At 60.6% G+C, this 19563-nt stretch carries 19 protein-coding genes; 14 read left to right on the forward strand and 5 right to left on the reverse strand.

The window, feature by feature from the left end; translation table 11 throughout:
- Window positions 1-11 precede the first annotated feature (11 nt).
- From HGP31_RS05745 to HGP31_RS05760, 4 genes are all read left to right on the forward strand, one after another.
- Window positions 12-566 (forward strand): hypothetical protein, encoded by a 555-nt coding sequence (locus HGP31_RS05745; RefSeq protein WP_168757309.1) that lies wholly within the window; start codon window positions 12-14, stop codon window positions 564-566.
- Between the two features lie 26 nt (window positions 567-592).
- The gene (locus HGP31_RS05750; protein ID WP_020799652.1) at window positions 593-1870 is read left to right on the forward strand and encodes a flavohemoglobin expression-modulating QEGLA motif protein; all 1278 of its coding nucleotides are present in this window, start codon (window positions 593-595) and stop codon (window positions 1868-1870) included.
- Window positions 1871-1999: 129 nt separating this feature from the next.
- Entirely contained in the window at window positions 2000-2914 is a 915-nt protein-coding gene (locus tag HGP31_RS05755; protein ID WP_168757310.1) for an alpha/beta hydrolase, read from the forward strand.
- Window positions 2911-3240 carry a PA3694 family proteiin gene (locus HGP31_RS05760; RefSeq protein WP_020799650.1) on the forward strand — a complete coding sequence of 110 codons (330 nt, stop codon included), beginning with the start codon at window positions 2911-2913 and terminating at the stop codon, window positions 3238-3240. The genes HGP31_RS05755 and HGP31_RS05760 overlap by 4 nt, the downstream gene beginning before the upstream one ends.
- 90 nt (window positions 3241-3330) lie before the next feature.
- Here HGP31_RS05760 and lptF read toward each other — a convergent pair whose 3' ends face one another.
- From lptF to HGP31_RS05775, 3 genes are all read right to left on the reverse strand, one after another.
- Entirely contained in the window at window positions 3331-4122 is a 792-nt protein-coding gene (gene lptF / locus HGP31_RS05765; protein ID WP_020799649.1) for a lipotoxin F family OmpA-related lipoprotein LptF, read from the reverse strand.
- 47 nt (window positions 4123-4169) lie between these two features.
- A complete protein-coding gene (locus HGP31_RS05770) occupies window positions 4170-4577 on the reverse strand; it encodes a DUF4398 domain-containing protein (RefSeq protein WP_020799648.1) in 408 nt (135 codons plus the stop codon).
- Between the two features lie 270 nt (window positions 4578-4847).
- Window positions 4848-5192: a hypothetical protein gene (locus HGP31_RS05775; protein WP_020799647.1), complete on the reverse strand. Its 345-nt coding sequence runs from the start codon at window positions 5190-5192 to the stop codon at window positions 4848-4850.
- A 200-nt stretch (window positions 5193-5392) separates the two neighbouring features.
- Here HGP31_RS05775 and ppc point away from each other — a divergent pair, with 200 nt between their 5' ends.
- From ppc to HGP31_RS05810, 7 genes are all read left to right on the forward strand, one after another.
- Entirely contained in the window at window positions 5393-8023 is a 2631-nt protein-coding gene (gene ppc / locus HGP31_RS05780; RefSeq protein WP_020799646.1) for a phosphoenolpyruvate carboxylase, read from the forward strand.
- A 289-nt stretch (window positions 8024-8312) separates the two neighbouring features.
- Window positions 8313-8960 (forward strand): adenylate kinase, encoded by a 648-nt coding sequence (gene adk, locus HGP31_RS05785; RefSeq protein WP_020799645.1) that lies wholly within the window; start codon window positions 8313-8315, stop codon window positions 8958-8960.
- An 87-nt stretch (window positions 8961-9047) separates the two neighbouring features.
- Window positions 9048-9722: a tRNA (adenosine(37)-N6)-threonylcarbamoyltransferase complex dimerization subunit type 1 TsaB gene (gene tsaB / locus HGP31_RS05790; protein WP_151140608.1), complete on the forward strand. Its 675-nt coding sequence runs from the start codon at window positions 9048-9050 to the stop codon at window positions 9720-9722.
- 234 nt (window positions 9723-9956) lie between these two features.
- Window positions 9957-10262: a hypothetical protein gene (locus tag HGP31_RS05795; protein WP_168757311.1), complete on the forward strand. Its 306-nt coding sequence runs from the start codon at window positions 9957-9959 to the stop codon at window positions 10260-10262.
- Window positions 10259-11119, forward strand: coding sequence for a DUF72 domain-containing protein (locus tag HGP31_RS05800; protein WP_173667173.1), 861 nt, complete (start codon window positions 10259-10261; stop codon window positions 11117-11119). The genes HGP31_RS05795 and HGP31_RS05800 overlap by 4 nt, the downstream gene beginning before the upstream one ends.
- A gap of 33 nt (window positions 11120-11152) precedes the next feature.
- Window positions 11153-11974, forward strand: coding sequence for an isocitrate lyase/PEP mutase family protein (locus tag HGP31_RS05805; RefSeq protein WP_033043309.1), 822 nt, complete (start codon window positions 11153-11155; stop codon window positions 11972-11974).
- 2 nt (window positions 11975-11976) lie between these two features.
- Window positions 11977-12672, forward strand: coding sequence for an extensin-like domain-containing protein (locus HGP31_RS05810; protein ID WP_168757312.1), 696 nt, complete (start codon window positions 11977-11979; stop codon window positions 12670-12672).
- A gap of 3 nt (window positions 12673-12675) precedes the next feature.
- Here HGP31_RS05810 and HGP31_RS05815 read toward each other — a convergent pair whose 3' ends face one another.
- Entirely contained in the window at window positions 12676-13296 is a 621-nt protein-coding gene (locus HGP31_RS05815; protein WP_020799639.1) for a hypothetical protein, read from the reverse strand.
- Between the two features lie 93 nt (window positions 13297-13389).
- Here HGP31_RS05815 and HGP31_RS05820 point away from each other — a divergent pair, with 93 nt between their 5' ends.
- Complete coding sequence (locus tag HGP31_RS05820; protein ID WP_020799638.1) at window positions 13390-14172, forward strand: class I SAM-dependent methyltransferase; 783 nt, start codon at window positions 13390-13392, stop codon at window positions 14170-14172.
- A gap of 138 nt (window positions 14173-14310) precedes the next feature.
- Here HGP31_RS05820 and HGP31_RS05825 read toward each other — a convergent pair whose 3' ends face one another.
- Window positions 14311-14949 carry a TetR/AcrR family transcriptional regulator gene (locus HGP31_RS05825; protein WP_168757313.1) on the reverse strand — a complete coding sequence of 213 codons (639 nt, stop codon included), beginning with the start codon at window positions 14947-14949 and terminating at the stop codon, window positions 14311-14313.
- 93 nt (window positions 14950-15042) lie between these two features.
- Here HGP31_RS05825 and HGP31_RS05830 point away from each other — a divergent pair, with 93 nt between their 5' ends.
- Together HGP31_RS05830 and HGP31_RS05835 are read left to right on the forward strand one after the other, a co-directional pair.
- Window positions 15043-16143 (forward strand): efflux RND transporter periplasmic adaptor subunit, encoded by a 1101-nt coding sequence (locus HGP31_RS05830; RefSeq protein ID WP_020799636.1) that lies wholly within the window; start codon window positions 15043-15045, stop codon window positions 16141-16143.
- A 6-nt stretch (window positions 16144-16149) separates the two neighbouring features.
- The gene (locus tag HGP31_RS05835; RefSeq protein WP_168757314.1) at window positions 16150-19215 is read left to right on the forward strand and encodes an efflux RND transporter permease subunit; all 3066 of its coding nucleotides are present in this window, start codon (window positions 16150-16152) and stop codon (window positions 19213-19215) included.
- Window positions 19216-19563 lie beyond the last annotated feature (348 nt).

Genomic DNA, 19563 nt, shown 5'->3' on the forward strand with positions numbered 1-19563 from the left:
GGGAGTGTTGAATGAAAGCTTGGTGCGCCGTAGTAATCGCCTTGTCGTTCCTGCTGCTCAGCGGCTGCCTGGTGACCTTCAAGGAGCCGCTGCCCACGAGCGAGCCCGCACCAAAAGGTTTATTGGGAAAATGGACCAGCACCAATGCCTGGGGTGAACCGCTGAATCTTGAGTTGACGCGCATCGGCGACAATCGCTATCAGGCAGTCAGCTATTTCAAGGCCAGGCCCAAGGAACGCGAGGCCTATCCATTTACCGTGTCTCACCACGGTAGCCGCTGGTATCTCTCTGCGAAAGCGCCGGCCCGGTTCGGCGGGCATTTCACGATTGCCGGCTTCGAACTCACCGACAAGCGCGAACTGGTGGTGTACAACCTCGACCTCGAGCAAATCAAGCAGGCGCTTGGGCAGAAAATTCTCAGTGGCGAAGTCTTCCAGACCGACGACGGCGAGGGCGTGTTGATCGACAGCAAGATGGACCAGGTATCGGCCTACCTCGACGATCCCGCCAACTCCGATGTATTCGTCGAAGCGGTCCGCTACCAGCGCCAGGCCAAGGCCCAATAACCAACAGGTTTCAACAGGAGTTCCGGGTGGACGATTACCAGCAGTCGATACGCATTTTGTCCGATCGCATTGTGCTGGCACAGACGCCGATTCGCGTCCTCGATGCGGTGAAATGGGACGACAACATCCGCAAGGGCTTCCTCAAGGCCAAGGGCAAGGAAATGCCCGCGGTGGACCGTGATTACTATCTCAACCGTCCGCTGGCCTTCGATTCCAGCAAGGTGAAGCTGGAATTCCAGAACATCGAGCGCGACATCACCCGTCAACTTGGCCAGTTCAACCCGGTCGGGCAAATCATGCGCCGCATGTGCAAGGAATACCGGATGGTGGTGCGCATGCTCGAAGCGCGTGGCACCGAGGATTTCGGCCTGATTTCCCAGGAGTTGTATGGCGCTGCCTCGGACGCCTTTCATGCTGGCGACCCGACCCTGTCCGACCTGGGCATGATGCTGTCCGAGTACCTGAACAACATCGACGGTCGTGGCGACCTCAAGGATGAACCGAAGACGCTGACGGCCAAGGAAGCGGTCGACCTGTTGCAACATCGCTTGAACAAAGTATTTGGCGAAGCCGAGGAAACCATCCGCGTGTTCGAGTCTGACGGCATCGTCGCCGATGCGGCTGCCGGCGCTGACTACATCAAGATCCGCTCCGATGCGATGTTCAATCAGCGCGATGTGCGCGCCCTGGAGGTCCACGAAGGGCTGGTGCATGTCGGTACCACCCTCAACGGTTTGAACCAGCCGATCTGCACCTTCCTGTCCAAGGGGCCGCCCTCGTCGACGGTGACCCAGGAAGGCCTGGCGATCCTGATGGAAATCATCACCTTTGCCTCCTACCCGAGCCGCCTGCGCAAGCTGACCAACCGCACGCGGGCCATTCACATGGTTGAGGAGGGCGCGGATTTCCTGCAGGTGTTCGAGTTCTTCCGCGAACAAGGCTTCGAGATGCCCGAGAGCTACAGCAACGCCAGTCGCGTTTTCCGCGGCTCGGTGCCGACAGGTCTGCCATTCACCAAAGACTTGTCCTACCTCAAGGGCTTCATCATGATTTACAACTACATTCAACTGGCCGTGCGTAAAGGCAAGCTGGAGCAGATACCGCTGTTGTTCTGCGGCAAGACTACCCTGGAAGACATGCGCACCTTGCGCCTGCTGGTGGATGAAGGCCTGGTGGTGCCGCCCAAGTACCTGCCTGAACAGTTTCGCGACATGAACGCGTTGTCGGCGTGGATGTGTTTCTCCAACTTCCTCAATCACCTGAGCCTGGACCGGATCGAGGCGGATTACTCCAATATCCTTTGATCAGATCGTTCCCACGCTCTGCGTGGGAATGCCGCCATGGACGCTCCGCGTCCACTGTGACGCGGAGCGTCACGTTATGCATTCCCACGCGGAGCATGGGAACGATCACCCACATTGAGGTTTCACCGGATGAGAATCCTCGGCATCTTCTGCCTTCTCCTGGCCCTGAGCGGTTGCAGCTCACTGCTGTTCTACCCCGAACCCGGCCAGTTGTTCACCCCGGAAAAAGCCAAGCTCGAATACCGCGATGTCACCCTGACCACCGCCGACGGCCTCAAGCTGCACGGCTGGTGGCTGCCGGCAAAAAAAGGTGTCGAGGTCAAAGGCACCGTTTTGCACCTGCACGGCAACGGTGGCAACCTGCCCATGCACCTGGGCGGGAGTTGGTGGCTGCCTAAAGAGGGTTACCAGGTGTTGCTGGTGGACTATCGCGGCTACGGCTTGTCCGAGGGCGAACCGAGCTTGCCGGCGATCTATCAGGACATCGACGCCGCGTTCCAATGGCTCGACCAGGCCCCGGAGGTCAAGGGCAAGCCGCTGATCTTGCTGGGACAGAGCCTTGGCGGTTCGATGGCGGTTCACTACCTCGTGCAACACCCCGAGCGGCAAAAACAACTGAAGGCGGTTGTGCTCGATGGTGTGCCTGCCAGTTACCGCAGTGTCGGTCGTTATGCGCTGAGCAATTCATGGGTGTTCTGGGCGTTCCAGGTGCCGCTGTCCTGGCTGGTGCCTGATGGCGACAGTGCGATCAATTCCATGGCTCAGCTCAATGGCGTGCCGAAACTGATCTACCACAGCATCGACGATCCGCTCGTGCCTCTTTCCAACGGCATCCGTCTGTATCAAGCTGCGCCGCCGCCCAGGGTGCTGCAACTGACCCGTGGCGGTCACGTGCAGACATTCGCCGACCCGGTCTGGCGCAAAGTCATGTTGCGTTATCTCGATGACCCGCAGCATTTCAACGGCCTGCGCCGCTTGGGCGAAATCCCCAATTACCCGGCACCCGAACATTCTGAAAATGAACCACCAGAGAGCCCGCAATGAGTGAAGAACGTAACGCCATCCCGCTGATCATCACCGGTATCTGCAGCATCCTCGGCACCGTCGCGGCCTTGTGGTGGTACGGCTACCTGCACTTCGCCAAGCCAGAGGATGCGTTGCTGCTCAACGAATTCACCATGCTCAAGACCGTGCCGGGCGAAGACTACAAGGTCTCCCTGGAACCGGCGGCGCAAGTGGCGCAGTGCATTGATGGCGTGTTGGTGCTGTTCGACACCGAACAGAAAGGCCTGACCGGCGTGCTGGTCAACAACAAGAAGAAAGCGGTGCGTTGCATGGGGCAGGAAACCCCGCAGAAGCTGGAACAGTAGGAGCTGCCGAAGGCTGCGATCTTTTGATCTTGAAAACTAAAAGCCCCGCCTGATCAGATCAGGTGGGGCTTTTGGATTATTGCGTGATGCTTAATTCGAGCTCACCGCCGAACGCGGAATCACCGGCTGGTTGTCATTGGAAATCGTCACTTCCACCCGACGATTCTGTGCCCGGCCCGAGACACTGGTATTTTCCGCCACGGGATATTCCTTGCCATAACCCTGGGCGACGATGCGGGTTGGATCAACACCCATCTTCACCAGCGCCATGCGCACGGAGCTGGCGCGGCGTTCCGACAGTGACTGGTTGTGCGAGGCGGTACCGGTGCTGTCGGTGTAACCCTCGACAATCACCTTGCGGTCCGGATTCTCCTGAAGGTACTGGGCCAGTTTGTTGATGTTCATCATGCCGTTGGATTTCAGCTCGGCCTTGTCGGTGGCGAACAGCACATCACCGAAGGTCACCAACGTGCCGCGATCGGTCTGTTTGGCATTGAGGCTGTCCTGCAGCTGCTTGATCTGCTGGTCGCGGGCGTCAAGACGCGCCTGGGCCCGTTGTGCAGAAGCGTTTTTCAGATTGGCTTCGGCGGTGCGCAGGGCGATGGTCTGTTTCGCCACTTCGACACGCTGGTTGGTCAGGTAGGCCAACTGGTCAACCTTGGCCGGGTCTTCCTTATCCAGGTAGGCCTTGTCGGCCTTGTCCAGGTAATCGCTGGCGTCCTTGGTTTCCAGCGCCGCGACTTTGCTCGCCTGCGGGTTGGCTTGCAGGCCGGAATAATTGGTGCGGGCCTGTTCCAGATTGGCGTTCGGTGGCGTTGAGCATGCGGCCAAAGTAACGCTGGCGGCCAGCAGGGCAGGGATCATCAAATTTTTTGAATTCATGGTTTTAGTCCTTTTCAATCGAGTAAGAAATACGTCGTGCAGCGCTGTTACTGAACGGTGCGCTGGCTTTCCTGACGCAGTTCCTGAACCCCTTTCTGAGAGTCCTTCACAGATTGTTCGGCTTTCATCGCCTGGGCTTTGCGCTCGGCTACACGAGCGTCCCACTCAGCCTGTTCGGCCAAGGTCTTGGCTTGATCGAACTTCTTGTCGTGCATGGCAATTTCGGCTTGCTTGAGTTTGTCTTGTGCAGCCTTCATTTCCACTGCAGCGAATTCGGTACCACCGGCACTGACGGCGCTATTGACCGCTGACTCGGTGACGGCGAATTGCTCGGTGGGTGGGTTACCCGCGCAACCGGCCAGCACGAGGCCTGTGCCGATGGCCAGTGCCGCCATTTTCAGTCCGTGCAGGGAAGAGGATTTGCCAGTTCGGGTTTTCATCGTTTTCAACTCCATTGGGCTAACTCCTGAGCAACGTGAATATCCATCCTGGGCAATGAGCCGAAACCGTATTTCACAAGGCTTTTTGAAACGGCCGTCCCAGGCGTGGTTACTGGGTTGACCCGAGGCTTTTTTTGAAAGTTCAGAAATTTAGCTGGCTATCGAAAAAATTTCGACGCAGCGCGAAGGGCTCTATATCGAGGAATGTGGCGATGAACACAGCTGATCACACCCCTCGAAGGGGGTGCGAACAGTGATTTTCAGGAGGGACAAATACAAAAAAAATCAGTGCTTTTGCTTGTCGCCAGCGGCCGACAGGTCATGCAAATGACGACGGGACAAAGCGAGGAAACGTGGGGTCGGGCCGATGTCTTCGTACAACGGATCGCCCTCTTCATCAGTGGCGACTACGGTGGAACCTTTCACATAGGGAAAGCTTTTTTCCAGTTCTTCCAGGGCAGCCCCGATCAGTTCGCCCAGCAGTTCTTCAGGATGCCGCTTGGGGTACATCTCGATAATCGCCGCAAGCCGTGCGGCAGCCTCCACGTCCAGATGAATCGAATAGCCTGTGTCGGTCAGGCGACCCTTGGCGTTTTCTTCCCAGTGGTTGGCAAGCTCGCGGATTTTCATAATGACCTCATTGCACTCCTGCTCCCGGCAGGCGGGGAATGTCCGGCAGATGCCGGCGACAGCCGTTGTACGGCTTACTCTTGAGACTAGCTTTTACGCCAAAGGTTTAAAGGCCCTTCGTCGTCTTGCTTGTAAGAACCGGTCTGGAGCGGCACTCTTAAGGTTCCTGGTCGACCGGATTTTTCGCTGGAGAACTGTTGATGACCGATATTGATGCACGCTTGCGCGAAGACGTTCACCTGCTCGGTGAGTTGTTGGGCAACACCATTCGGGAACAGTATGGGGACGGCTTTCTCGACAAGATCGAGCAGATCCGCAAGGGTGCGAAGGCTGACCGTCGCGGTTCCATGGATGCCGAGCTCAGCGCCAGCCTCAACCAGTTGACGGAGGACGAACTGCTGCCGGTGGCGCGGGCGTTCAACCAGTTTCTCAACCTGGCCAACATCGCCGAGCAGTACCAACTGATTCATCGTCGCGAAGAATCCCAGCCCGCGCCATTCGAGGCGCGGGTACTGCCGGAGCTGCTCGCCCGCCTGCGCGCCGAAGGTCATGGCGCCGAGTCCCTGGCCCGTCAGTTGGGACGGCTGGAAATTGAGCTGGTGCTGACGGCGCACCCGACCGAAGTCGCGCGCCGCACGCTGATCCAGAAATACGACGCCATCGCTGCGCAACTGGCGGCGCAGGACCATCGCGACCTGACCAGCGCCGAGCGCGAGCAGATCAAGTCGACATTGCAGCGCCTGATCGCCGAAGCCTGGCACACCGAAGAAATCCGCCGCACGCGCCCGACGCCGGTCGACGAAGCCAAATGGGGCTTCGCGGTGATCGAGCATTCACTGTGGCAAGCGATCCCCAACTACTTGCGCAAGGCCGACCAAGCCCTGCATGCCGCCACGGGACTGCATTTGCCATTGGAAGCGGCGCCGATTCGTTTTGCCTCGTGGATGGGTGGCGACCGCGACGGCAACCCCAACGTGACGGCGGCCGTGACCCGTGAAGTACTGCTGCTGGCGCGCTGGATGGCGGCCGATTTGTACCTGCGCGATGTCGATCATCTGGCTGCCGAGTTGTCGATGCAGCAGGCCAGTGAAGAATTGAAGGCCAAGGCTGGCGACAGCGCCGAACCTTATCGCGCTGTGCTCAAGCAGCTACGCGAACGCCTGCGCGCCACGCGAAGCTGGGCGCACACCGCGTTGTCGACGCCGACGCCTGCACCGGCCGATGTGCTGCAAGACAATCGCGACCTGCTCGACCCACTGGAGCTGTGCTACCACTCGCTGCATGAGTGCGGCATGGGCGTCATCGCCGACGGTCCCTTGCTCGATTGCCTGCGCCGGGCCGTGACGTTCGGCCTGTTCCTGGTGCGCCTCGATGTACGCCAGGACTCGTCGCGCCATACCGCGGCCATGACCGAAATCACCGACTACCTTGGCCTGGGTCGCTATGAAGACTGGAGCGAAGAAGAGCGCATCGCCTTCCTGACGCGCGAACTGAATAACCGTCGACCCTTGTTGCCGGCCTACTACAAGCCTTCGGCCGATACCGCCGAAGTGCTGGCGACTTGCCGGGAAATCGCTGCGGCGCCAGGAGCGTCGCTGGGCTCCTACGTGATTTCCATGGCCGGTGCCGCTTCCGATGTGCTGGCCGTGCAGCTGCTGCTCAAGGAGTCCGGGGTATTGCGGCCGATGCGCGTGGTGCCGCTGTTCGAAACCCTTGCCGACCTCGATAACGCAGGTCCGGTGATCGAGAAGCTCTTGTTGCTGCCGGGCTATCGCTCGCGCCTGCAAGGCCCGCAGGAAGTGATGATCGGTTATTCCGACTCGGCCAAGGACGCAGGGACCACGGCAGCCGCCTGGGCCCAGTACCGGGCGCAGGAACAACTGGTGGATATCTGCCGCTCGCACGACGTGGAACTGCTGTTGTTCCATGGTCGCGGCGGCACCGTGGGGCGGGGTGGCGGCCCGGCGCACGCGGCGATTCTGTCGCAGCCGCCGGGTTCGGTCGCCGGACGTTTCCGCACCACCGAGCAGGGAGAAATGATTCGATTCAAGTTCGGCCTGCCGGACATCGCCGAGCAAAACCTCAATCTGTATCTGGCCGCGGTGCTCGAAGCGACCTTGCTGCCACCGCCGCCGCCGACACCTGAGTGGCGCCATCTGATGGACGAACTGGCCGCCGATGGGGTCAGCGCCTACCGTGCGGTGGTGCGGGAAAATCCGCAGTTCGTGGAATATTTCCGCCAGTCCACCCCGGAACAGGAGCTTGGGCGCCTGCCGCTGGGCAGTCGCCCGGCCAAGCGCCGTGCTGGCGGGATCGAAAGCCTGCGGGCCATCCCGTGGATCTTCGGCTGGACCCAGACCCGGTTGATGCTGCCCGCCTGGTTGGGCTGGGAAGCGGCCCTGAGCAAAGCGCTGGAGCGCGGTGAGGGCGAACTGCTGCAGCAGATGCGCGAGCAGTGGCCGTTTTTCCGCACGCGCATCGACATGCTGGAAATGGTCCTGGCCAAGGCCGACGCGGATATCGCCCGCTCCTACGACGAGCGTCTGGTCGAGCCGGACTTGCTACCTTTGGGCGCGCATTTACGCGACCTATTGTCGCAGGCATGCGCCATCGTTCTCGGCTTGACCGGTCAGTCGCAGCTGCTGGCACATAGCCCAGCCACCCTGGAATTCATCCGCTTGCGCAACACTTACCTCGACCCGCTTCATCTATTGCAGGCAGAGTTGCTGGCACGATCGCGGCAACCGGATGTGGCCCAGGACAGCCCGGTAGAACAGGCGTTGCTGGTGTCTGTAGCAGGGATTGCCGCCGGTTTGCGCAACACCGGCTGAGGATTTTTGCCATGCTTTTGGGCATCCGGCGGGGGCGCCGGATGCGGTTCCAAGGCGGGTTAAAAAGTGCTGCCAGGCGACAGTTAATGATGGGGTTGCGACTTGGGGAACCCGGTTGCTCGGTCACGACAGGCAGTGGTTTCTCCGACTTTTGGCGGCTTGTGTGGGCGAAGCCTGCTGTGTATCTTGATCAGCCTTTGGCCGTTTGGGCGGTCACGACCCTATTTTTGAGATTGGCCCCACGAGGCGAATCTGACGTTATCCATATAAAAAATTGAGGAGCACATCGATGCGCGTCATTCTGCTGGGAGCTCCCGGGGCCGGTAAAGGTACTCAGGCTAAGTTCATCACCGAAAAATTCGGTATTCCGCAAATCTCCACCGGCGACATGCTGCGTGCCGCGGTCAAGGCTGGCACCGAGCTGGGCATCAAGGCCAAGAGCATCATGGATGCCGGTGGCCTGGTGTCCGATGACTTGATCATCGCCCTGGTCAAGGACCGTATCGCCCAGTCCGACTGCGCCAACGGTTTCCTGTTCGACGGTTTCCCGCGCACCATTCCACAGGCTGAAGCCCTGGTGACTGCCGGTGTCGAGCTCGACGCGGTGGTTGAAATCGCCGTTGAAGACGAAGAGATCGTGCAGCGTATCGCCGGTCGCCGTGTTCACGAGGCCAGCGGTCGTGTCTACCACATCGTCTACAACCCGCCGAAAATTGCTGGCAAGGACGACATCACCGGCGAAGAGCTGGTACAGCGCAAGGACGACACTGAAGAAACCGTGCGTCATCGCCTGTCCGTCTACCATTCGCAGACCAAACCGCTGGTGGACTTCTACCAGAAGCTGTCTGCTGCCAACGGCAAGCCGAAGTACAGCCATATCGAAGGCGTCGGCTCGGTTGAAGCGATCACCGACAAGGTGCTGGCTGCCCTGAGCTGAAAATAGCTTGATCTTCTACGGCCCGCTTGCGGGCCGTAGTTGTTTATACTGACGGACTTTTTTCTGACCTCTCTTGTGGAAACATCGATGAGCACCTTGCTGGCCCTGGACACCGCGACTGAAGCTTGCTCCGTTGCCTTGCTGCATGACGGCAAAGTGACGAGCCATTACGAGGTGATTCCGCGCCTGCATGCACAGAAGCTGCTGCCGATGATCCAGCAGTTGCTTGCCGATGCCGGTACCACCCTGCAAGCGGTCGATGCCATCGCCTTCGGTCGCGGGCCGGGTGCATTCACCGGCGTGCGGATTGCCATCGGTGTGGTGCAAGGCCTGGCCTTTGCACTCGATCGCCCAGTCTTGCCGGTGTCGAACCTGGCGGTGCTGGCCCAACGCGCCTATCGCGAACACGGTGCCAGCCAGGTCGCGGCGGCCATCGATGCGCGGATGGACGAGGTGTATTGGGGCTGCTACCGAGAAACCGCAGGGGAGATGCGCCTGGTCGGCTCCGAAGCGGTATTGCCACCGGAAGTCGCTGCATTGCCGGCCGATGCCAGCGGTGAGTGGTTCGGCGCGGGCACCGGTTGGGGCTATGCCGAACGCATTGGCGTCAGCCTGAGCGGGCAGGATGCGGGCATGTTGCCCCATGCTGAAGATTTGCTGACCCTGGCGCGTTTCGCTTGGGAACGTGGCGAGGCGATCGTGGCGGATGAGGCGCAGCCGGTTTATCTGCGCGATAAAGTGGCGACGCCGAAAGCGCGTTAATCCCTTGGTCCCAGGTGTCCGCTTCGCGAGCAGGCTCGCTCCCACAGGAGTTATGCCAATCCCTGTGGGAGCGAGCCTGCTCGCGAAGACGATCATGCCTGGCGAAGCCAATCGTCGTTTTCTAACCCCGGGTTTTAAACCTTTTGCCTTTTATGTGTTCTAGTTATCACTAGGCAGTTTGCGATGTGGGTTATGTGCCACTAGACTGCCATTACTGATACCGAGCATGCACCTATGCGTATAGACGGCGTTTCCTCTCAGTCCTACCCCATCAAGCGCAAGCCTCGCAAAGACCCGCGAGTGGAAGACGAGTCCGTCGATATCGAAGGCGAACTTGCATTTGCGACTGAAGAACAGCTGGCTGCCCGTGCTGCCAAAGCCGCTGCGCAGAAGCTGAGCAATCTTCCCGCCCGCCAGCAGGACATGCTTTATCACCGCGCGATGAACAAAAGCGTGGCAATGGCGCTGGCCAGTTACCTGAGCACCGCCAGTTTCGTCGAATGGGATGCACAAGTGCTGGGCCTCGACCTGTACATCTGATGTTGCCTTACTACCTTGGTTGCCCGTCCTGGAGCGAAAACGCCTGGCGTGATTACCTCTACCCGGCAGCGGCCAGGCCCGCCGATTTTCTGGGTCTCTATTCCCAAGTGTTCAACGCCGTGGAAGGCAATACGACCTTCTACGCGAGTCCCTCTGCCAGTACCGTGCAGCGATGGGCCGAGGTCATGCCCGCACACTTTCGCTTCACCGCGAAGTTTCCCCGCGAGATCAGTCACGGCGGGGACCTGCGAGAACAACTGACTGCCGCCGAAACCTTCACCCGATTGCTCAGCCCGCTGGGCGAGCGGATAGCGCCGTTGTGGCTGCAATTATCCAAGGGCTTTACGCCGCAACGCTTGCCCGAGCTGGCCGGATTCATCGACGCGCTGCAGCGCCCGCTGGCCGTTGAAGTGCGGCATGACGAGTTCTTTGCCAAGGGCGAGAACGAGCGGATGCTCAATCGCCTGTTGCTCGATCGTGGGGTCGAGCGCATTTGCCTTGATCCCCGTGCTTTGTTCAGCTGTACCTCCACCGACCCTTCGGTGCTGCACGCCCAATCGAAGAAACCCCGTGTGCCGCCGCGCCCTGCAGCGTTCACGCAGTTCCCGCAGGTGCGTTTCATCGGTCATCCGCAGCTTGAGGCCAATGAACCGTTCCTGTTGCCGTGGGTGGAGAAAATCGCCCTGTGGATCGAAGAAGGTCGTACGCCCTACATCTTCCTGCACACCGCCGACAATGTGCTCGCGGCCAAACTGGCACAACGTTTCCACGCGCGCCTGATGCTGCGTCTGCCTGGCTTGCCGGCGCTGCCTGAGCTATACAGAGAGCCCGCGGCGGAGCAACTTGGCTTGCTCTGAAGCGGACTCGTTTCCCTTCAGAGGAGCCTGCCAATGGATGCGCAAACCCTTCGAGCCCAAGCGTTCAGAGCCTTGCACGAACGCGACGGGGTTTTTGTGATTCCCAACCCGTGGGATGCTGGTTCGGCCAAGATGCTCGCCAGCCTGGGTTTCGAGGCGCTGGCGACCACCAGCGCCGGTTACGCTTTTTCCCAGGGTCGCCCTGATGGCGGCCTGACGCTTGACGACACCCTGGCCAACGTCCGGGCGATTGTCGCCGCCACCGACCTGCCGGTCGCGGTCGATCTGGAAAACGGATTCGCCGATGATCCCGCCGAATGCGCGCAAAGCATTCTGGCGGCGGCGGCCGCGGGTGCCGTCGGCGGTTCGATCGAGGACTTCACGGGCCGACCGGACGCTCCGATTTATTGCTTCGAACATGCCGTGGCGCGCATCGAGGCCGCCGTCGCTGCCGCTCGCAGCTTGCCTTTCGCGTTCACGCTGACAGCCCGTGCCGAGAACTATCTGCATGGCAATCCGGATCTGGCCGACACGATCCGCCGCTTGCAGGCGTTCGCCGAAGCGGGTGCCGACGTGTTGTATGCGCCAGGGTTGCGCAGCGCTGAAGAGGTATTGGCGGTGGTTCGCGCCGTGGCGCCGAAACCGGTCAACGTGTTGATGTCCGGCGGCTTGAAGCTGACGGTCGAGCAGTTGGGCGAAATGGGCGTCAAGCGCATCAGTGTCGGCTCGGCGCTGGCCCTGGCGGCGCTGGGTGAGTTCTACCGCGCCGCCGAAGAGATCAAGACGGCGGGCACGTTCGGCTTCACGTCGCGCTCCATGCCCTACGCCCAGGCCAATCAGTTTTTCAAAGGCTGACGGTGCGGTTTCGCGGGTGGCTGCTGCTGATCCTGTTGATCATCGCAGCTGCGGGAGTGGGCGTCTGGCGCGATTGGATCTCCCTGCCGCCGCAGTGGAATCCCTGGGCGCCGCTGGACGTCAAGGCGGAGCCCAACCTGCTGACCCGCTACAAACTGATGCGTCTGCGCGCTGATTCGCAGCTGTGCGATCAGGCGTTGAGCAGCTCCGGATTGCGCGTGACCCGTCAGGCCGACAGCCCGGACGCCAAATGTCCGCTGACCAATGCCCTGCGTGTGCAGGGCGGGGACGTGGCCCTGAGCAGCAGTTTCCTTGCCAGCTGCCGACTCGCCGTGTCGTTTGCCCTGTTCGAGCATCACGCGCTGCAACCTGCGGCGCAGGCGATCTACGGGCAAGCGGTCACGCGGGTCGATCACCTTGGCAGCTTTGCCTGCCGCAATGTCTACAGTCGCGAGAATGGCAGGCTCAGCCAGCACGCGTCGGCCAATGCACTGGATATCGCCGGTTTTCGACTGGCGGATGGCCGGACCGTCAATGTGCTCAAGGATTGGTCGAAGGATAATCAGGATGGAAGATTTTTAAGGCAGGTGCGCGATGGCGCCTGTGGCCTGTTCAGCGTGGTGCTGAGCCCGGATTACAACGCGGCCCATCGCAATCACTTTCATCTGGATGTCGGGCCTTGGTGGGTCTGTCGGTGATGCTTAGGCGGCGAGGCGCAGGTTCTGCAGGATGATCGGGCGTGCCCAGCCGTTGTCGAAATCGAGTTGTTTCTGTTGCTCCAGCAGTTCTTCCGGCGAGAACGGCGGGAACGGCTTGTCCAGCAGATCGAGCTCGAACTCGGCGATCGGCAAATGCAGTGGACGCGGTTGCGGTGCGGGACCGGCTTGCGGCAACGGCTGACCGGCGGTGAGCACGATCGGGCGTACCCAGCCGCTCTCGAAGTTTTGCTGTTGCTGCTGGGCAACGATTTCTTCGGCGGGGAACGGTGGGAATGGTTTGTCGGCCAGTTCCATTTCGAACTCGGCAATTGGCAGGAACAGCGGTTCGGGCGGGCGAACTTCGTTGTCTTTCACGTCGCATTCGCGCTGGGAAACGATGTGCGCCAGCAGGTCACTGCCCACGGTAGGTTCAACCGGGCTTTGCAAATCGACCGGTGGAAAATTCAGCGATTGCGGAAGCACTTCACCCGACTGTTCGGCCAGTGCACGGGCAAAGAAATCCTGCCATATGTGACTGACGCCGCCCAGTACCTGGGTATTTCGCAGGTTGTAATCGCCGTAGGGCGAGATAAAGCCTGTGATTGTGGGTTGAATGTCTGACATTTCTCTCGGTCGACGCTCAGCTCTGGCAAAATGCTCGATAGTTTTGTTATCGGCCGTTTTTGCCGATCATTAATTTTTTGAGCGTGTTTTCCCATGATTGATCAACCTGCGGCCTGCCGCATCCATGTCGAGGCGCTGAGCGCGGCCTTCGAGCCCCAGGCCGAGCAATGGGCCGAGCGTCTGGGCCTGCCGCTGCAAGTGACTGATGGCGAGTTCGCGTTGCAGGTGGGTGACCAGGGTCTGCAGCTGCAACAGCTGGGGCCGGACGCGCCCGGACCAGTGCGGGTGGATTTCGTCGAGGGTGGCGCGGCGCATCGCCGGTTGTACGGTGGCGGCAGTGGGCAGATGATCGCCAAGGCCGTCGGCGTCGCCCAAGGCGTGCGTCCGCGTGTGCTGGATGCCACCGCGGGGCTGGGCAAGGATGCGTTCGTGCTGGCTAGCCTGGGTTGCGAGATGAGCCTGATCGAGCGTCAGCCGTTGATTGGTGCCTTGCTTGAAGATGGCCTGGCCCGTGGCGCGGAAGATTTTGACGTAGCACCCATCGTGGCGCGCATGCGCTTGCTCAAGGGCAACTCGATCGAGGTGATGCGCAATTGGCAGGGCGAACCGCCGCAGGTGATCTACCTCGACCCGATGTTCCCCCATCGTGAGAAAACCGCGCTGGTGAAAAAGGAAATGCGCCTGTTCCGGCCACTGGTTGGGGATGATCCGGATGCGCCGGCTTTGCTTGAAGCCGCCCTGGCCCTGGCCAGCCACCGGGTGGTGGTCAAGCGTCCGCGCAAGGCGCCGTGCATTGAGGGGCCCAAGCCGAGCCATGCACTGGATGGCAAGTCCAGCCGGTATGACATCTACCCGAAGAAAGCGCTCAAGCCCTAAGACCGAGTCGCCTTCATCGCGGGCAAGCCACGCTCCCACAGGATTTGTGTTGAACACAATTTCTATGAATACCTCGAACCCTGTGGGAGCGGGCTTGCCCGCGATGGCGTCAGATCAGCCAACCAATATCTGTCAGGCCTACTCCGGCCGATAAGCCCGCATAAACAACCCCACAACCTCCCGCACATGGCTCTCCGCCGCGTCCCCGGTCAGCGGCTCGCCACAGCCATACAACAACCGAAAATTCCCCGCGCCCTTGAGCAGGCAGAAGAAGTGCTCAGCCGCATTGTGCGGTTTGTCGATACTCAACGCGCCACTTTCGTCGATCCGGGTCAGCAAACGCTCCATGCCATGCAGCATGCGTTGCGGGCCCGCCTCAAAGAAGATTTGCGAGAGTTTCGGGTCCTGGCTACCCAGGGCCATGATCAGTCGATGCAGGTTCACCGACTCGTCGCTGTTGATCAACTGGTGAAAGCCGCGGGCGATGTTCAGCAGTACGGTTTCCACTGCCACGCCTTCGGGCAATTCAAAGAACAGTGACGGCAACTGTTCCTCGCACTTGGCCACCACGGCAGCGGAGAACAGCGTCTCCTTGTCGTTGAAGTGGCTGTAGACCGTGAGCTTCGACACACCGGCCTGCGTAGCGACAGCATCCATGCTGGTGTTGGCATATCCCTTGGTCAGAAACAGCGTTTTCGCTGCATCGAGGATCGCCTGGCGCTTGGCCAGATCCTTGGGGCGGCCCGGGCCATTGGGTGCTGAAAGATTGTTCGGCATATTCGCTTTTATTACTGGACTGGTGAGTTTGCTATTAATAACATACTCGTCAGTATAATTATTCCAAGCACCATTGGCGAAAGGTCCTTCACCATGTTCCGCTATGCCTTGCCCCTCGCGTTGCCAGTCACCCTGGCGTTTTTATTGACCGCGTGCGGTCACGAAGAGGCGCCTCAAGTCAGCGTTCGACCGGCCATGGTGGTCCAGCCAGAGCCTTCAACCCAGGCGATGGAAAGTTATCCCGGTGAAGTCCGTGCCCGCTTTGAACCGGAGCTGGCGTTCCGCATTGGCGGAAAAGTCAGCCGACGACTGGTCGACGAAGGGCAGCGGGTCAAGGCCGACCAGCCACTGGCGGAACTCGATCCCCAGGACGTGCGCCTGCAACTGGAGGCCACCCGTGCCCAGGTCGCGGCCGCCGAGGCCAACCTGAACATGGTGCGTGCCGAGCGTGATCGCTATAAAACGCTGATGGAGCGCCAGCTGGTCAGTCGCTCGCAGTATGACAATCACGAAAACCTGTACCGGTCCGGTGAAGCGCGTCTTAAACAGATCAAGGCCGAGTTCAACGTCTCCACCAATCAGGCCAGTTACGCGGTGCTGCGGGCGCCGCAAGATGGCGTTGTGGCCAAGCGAGCCGTGGAAGTCGGGCAAGTGGTCGCGGCGGGGCAAACGGTGTTTACCCTGGCCACCGATGGTGAGCGTGAAGTGTTGATCAGCTTGCCGGAGGCAAGCTTCGGCCGCTTCAAGGTGGGTCAACCGGTTTCGGTTGAACTGTGGACGCAACCGGATCAGCGCTTCGCCGGGCACATCCGCGAACTGTCGCCGGCCGCTGATCCAAAGTCGCGCACCTTCGCCGCGCGTATCGCCTTCAATGCGGGCACGGTACCGGCCGAACTCGGCCAGAGCGCCCGTGTCTTCGTTCAGAGCGCCCAATCCGTGCCGTTGTCAGTGCCACTGTCGGCGCTGACCGCGGAGAACGGCGTGACCTACGTCTGGGTCGTCAGCGCCAACAACACCTTGAAAAAGACCCCGGTTCGGGTCGGTGCCTTCGGTGAGAAAACCGTCCCGGTACTCGAAGGCCTCAATGCCAGCGACTGGGTGGTGGCCGCCGGCGTCCATGTGCTTCTCGACGGGCAGTCCGTGCGCCCGGTGGATCGCTCCAACCGCGTGGTCAATCTGGCTGGCAAGGAGTAGTCCCCGATGGGTTTCAATCTTTCTGCCTGGGCGCTGCGCAATCGCCAGATCGTCCTGTTCCTGATGCTCTTGCTGGCGATTGTCGGCGCACTGTCCTACACCAAGCTGGGTCAAAGCGAAGACCCGCCGTTCACCTTCAAGGCCATGGTGATCCGTACCAACTGGCCGGGGGCGACCGCACAGGAAGTCTCGCGCCAGGTCACCGAACGCATTGAAAAGAAGCTGATGGAAACCGGCGAGTACGAGCGCATCGTGTCGTTCTCGCGCCCGGGTGAATCACAGGTGACCTTCATCGCCCGAGACTCCATGCACTCGGTGGAGATACCGGACCTCTGGTATCAGGTGCGCAAGAAGGTCAGCGATATTCGTCATACCCTGCCGCCAGGTATCCAGGGGCCGTTCTTCAACGATGAATTCGGCACCACCTTCGGCAATATCTACGCCCTGACAGGCGAAGGTTTCGATTACGCCGTGCTCAAGGACTACGCCGACCGCATCCAGATCCAGCTGCAGCGGGTCAAGGATGTGGGCAAGGTCGACCTGCTCGGTTTGCAGGACGAAAAGATCTGGATCGAGCTGTCCAACGTCAAGCTCGCCACCCTCGGATTGCCGCTGGCGTCGGTGCAGCAAGCCCTTGAAGAACAGAATGCGGTGTCCACCGCCGGCTTCTTCGAAACCACCAGCGAACGATTGCAGCTACGGGTCTCGGGGAATTTCCAGACGGTCGAAGAGATCAAGAACTTCCCGATTCGTGTCGGCGATCGTACGTTCCGCATCGCCGATGTCGCCAACGTGCGCCGCGGTTTCAACGATCCACCGGCGCCGCGCATGCGCTTCATGGGTGAAGACGCCATTGGCCTGGCCGTGGCCATGAAGGACGGCGGCGACATTCTGGTGCTGGGCAAGGCCCTGGAAATCGAGTTTGCCCGTATCCAGAAGAACCTCCCGGCCGGCATGCAGTTGCGCAAGGTCTCGGACCAACCGGCCGCCGTGAAAACCGGCGTCGGCGAATTCGTCCAGGTGCTGGTCGAAGCGCTGGCCATCGTCTTGCTGGTGAGCTTCTTCTCCCTCGGGGTGCGCACCGGCATGGTGGTGGCCCTGGCCATCCCGCTGGTATTGGCGATGACGTTCGCCTGCATGTATTACCTCGGGATAGGCCTGCACAAGATCTCCCTCGGCGCCCTGGTGCTGGCGCTGGGCTTGCTGGTGGACGACGCCATCATCGCCGTGGAAATGATGGCGATCAAAATGGAGCAGGGCTTCGACCGGATCAAGGCGGCGAGTTATGCCTGGACCAGCACCGCGTTCCCGATGCTCACCGGTACGCTGATCACCGCCGCCGGTTTCCTGCCCATCGCTACCGCGCAATCGGGCACCGGCGAATACACCCGTTCGATCTTTGAAGTGGTGACCATTGCACTGGTGGCGTCCTGGGTGGCGGCGGTGCTCTTCGTGCCTTATCTGGGGGAAAAGCTCCTGCCGGACCTGGCGAAAATTCACGCGGCCAAACATGGCACTGATCAACTCGATCCCTATGGCACGCCGTTTTATCAACGCGTACGGCGCCTGGTGGAGTGGTGCGTGCGCTGGCGCAAGACCGTGATCACGGCGACTGTGGTGCTGTTCATTGCCTCCATCGTGCTGTTTCGATTTGTGCCTCAACAGTTCTTCCCGGCCTCGGGCCGACTGGAGTTGATGGTCGACCTGAAGCTGGCCGAAGGCGCGTCCCTGAGCAATACGGCCGAGGAGGTCAAGCGCCTCGAAGCGTTGCTCAAGGACAAAGCCGGCATCGACAACTACGTGGCCTACGTCGGGACCGGCTCACCGCGTTTTTACCTGCCGCTTGATCAGCAATTGCCAGCAGCGAGCTTCGCCCAGTTCGTCGTCCTGGCAAAAACCATCGAAGATCGCGAACCCTTGCGCACCTGGCTGATCACGACCCTCAACGAACAATTTCCGGCCTTGCGCTCGCGGGTCACGCGCCTGGAGAACGGTCCGCCGGTTGGCTATCCGGTGCAATTCCGGGTGACCGGTGAGCACATCGAGGAAGTCCGCGCACTGGCCCGAAAGGTCGCGGCCAAGGTTCGCGAAAACCCGCATGTGGTCAACGTCCACCTGGACTGGGAAGAGCCCAGCAAGGTCGTCTATCTGAATATCGATCAGGACCGTGCACGGGCATTGGGCGTGAGCACGGCAAACCTGTCGAAGTTCCTGCAGAGCTCGCTGACCGGTTCCAGCGTCAGCCAGTACCGCGAAGACAACGAGTTGATCGAGATCCTGTTGCGCGGCACCGTGCATGAGCGCACCGAACTGTCGCTGCTGCCAAGCCTGGCGGTGCCGACCGACAATGGTCGCAGCGTTGCGCTGTCGCAGATCGCGACCCTGGAATACGGCTTTGAAGAAGGCGTGATCTGGCACCGTAATCGCCTGCCCAACGTGACGGTTCGCGCCGACATCTATGGCAAGGAACAACCGGCGACCCTGGTGCAGCAGATCATGCCGACCCTCGATCCGATCCGCGCCGAATTGCCGGATGGCTATCTACTGGATGTCGGCGGTACGGTCGAGGATTCCGCTCGCGGGCAGAACTCGGTGAAGGCGGGCGTGCCGTTGTTCATCGTGGTGGTGTTGACGTTGCTGATGCTGCAGTTGCGCAGCTTCTCCCGCACGGCGATGGTGTTCCTGACGGCGCCCCTGGGGTTGATCGGGGTGACGCTGTTCCTGATGGTGTTCCGCCAGCCGTTCGGGTTTGTGGCCATGCTTGGGACCATCGCGTTGTCGGGGATGATCATGCGCAACTCGGTGATCCTGGTGGATCAGATCGAGCAGGATATCGCGGCCGGGTTGAAGCCGTGGCAGGCGATTATTGAGGCGACCGTGCGGCGGTTCAGGCCGATTGTGCTGACGGCGCTGGCTGCTGTTCTGGCGATGATTCCATTGTCGCGCAGTGTGTTTTTCGGGCCGATGGCGGTGGCGATCATGGGCGGTTTGATCGTGGCGACGGCGTTGACGTTGTTGTTTTTGCCTGCGTTGTATGCGGCTTGGTTCCGGGTCAAGAAAGAAACGGCCTGAGTTCGTTGGACTTGGCGGCCTTTGGGCCGACCAAGCTCTGGTTTTCGAGTACATATCCGTTTCTGCGGTAAGGGCGGCTGACGGTTTCGCCCTTACGGCGACTCACTTTTTTTCAAACCCCTCCGGTTGGCTTCGCTGGCACCTACATGCAGCGTGTTCGACTGCGTCGAACGGCGCTGCGCGCCACTCCCCGGATGAACACCTCCGCTCAGCCTCCCGAAGGGACGGGTGGATCAAGATCAACAGCTGAAGGCGAGCTAACGCTCGGCCTGATGAGTGGTGAAGAGCGGAGGGTGTATACCCTGTGGGAGCGGGCTTGCTCGCGAAGGCGGCCTGCTGGCCGACCTG

Origin of the sequence: Pseudomonas umsongensis, from assembly GCF_012647205.1 — a bacterium.
Lineage (GTDB): Bacteria > Pseudomonadota > Gammaproteobacteria > Pseudomonadales > Pseudomonadaceae > Aquipseudomonas > Aquipseudomonas umsongensis.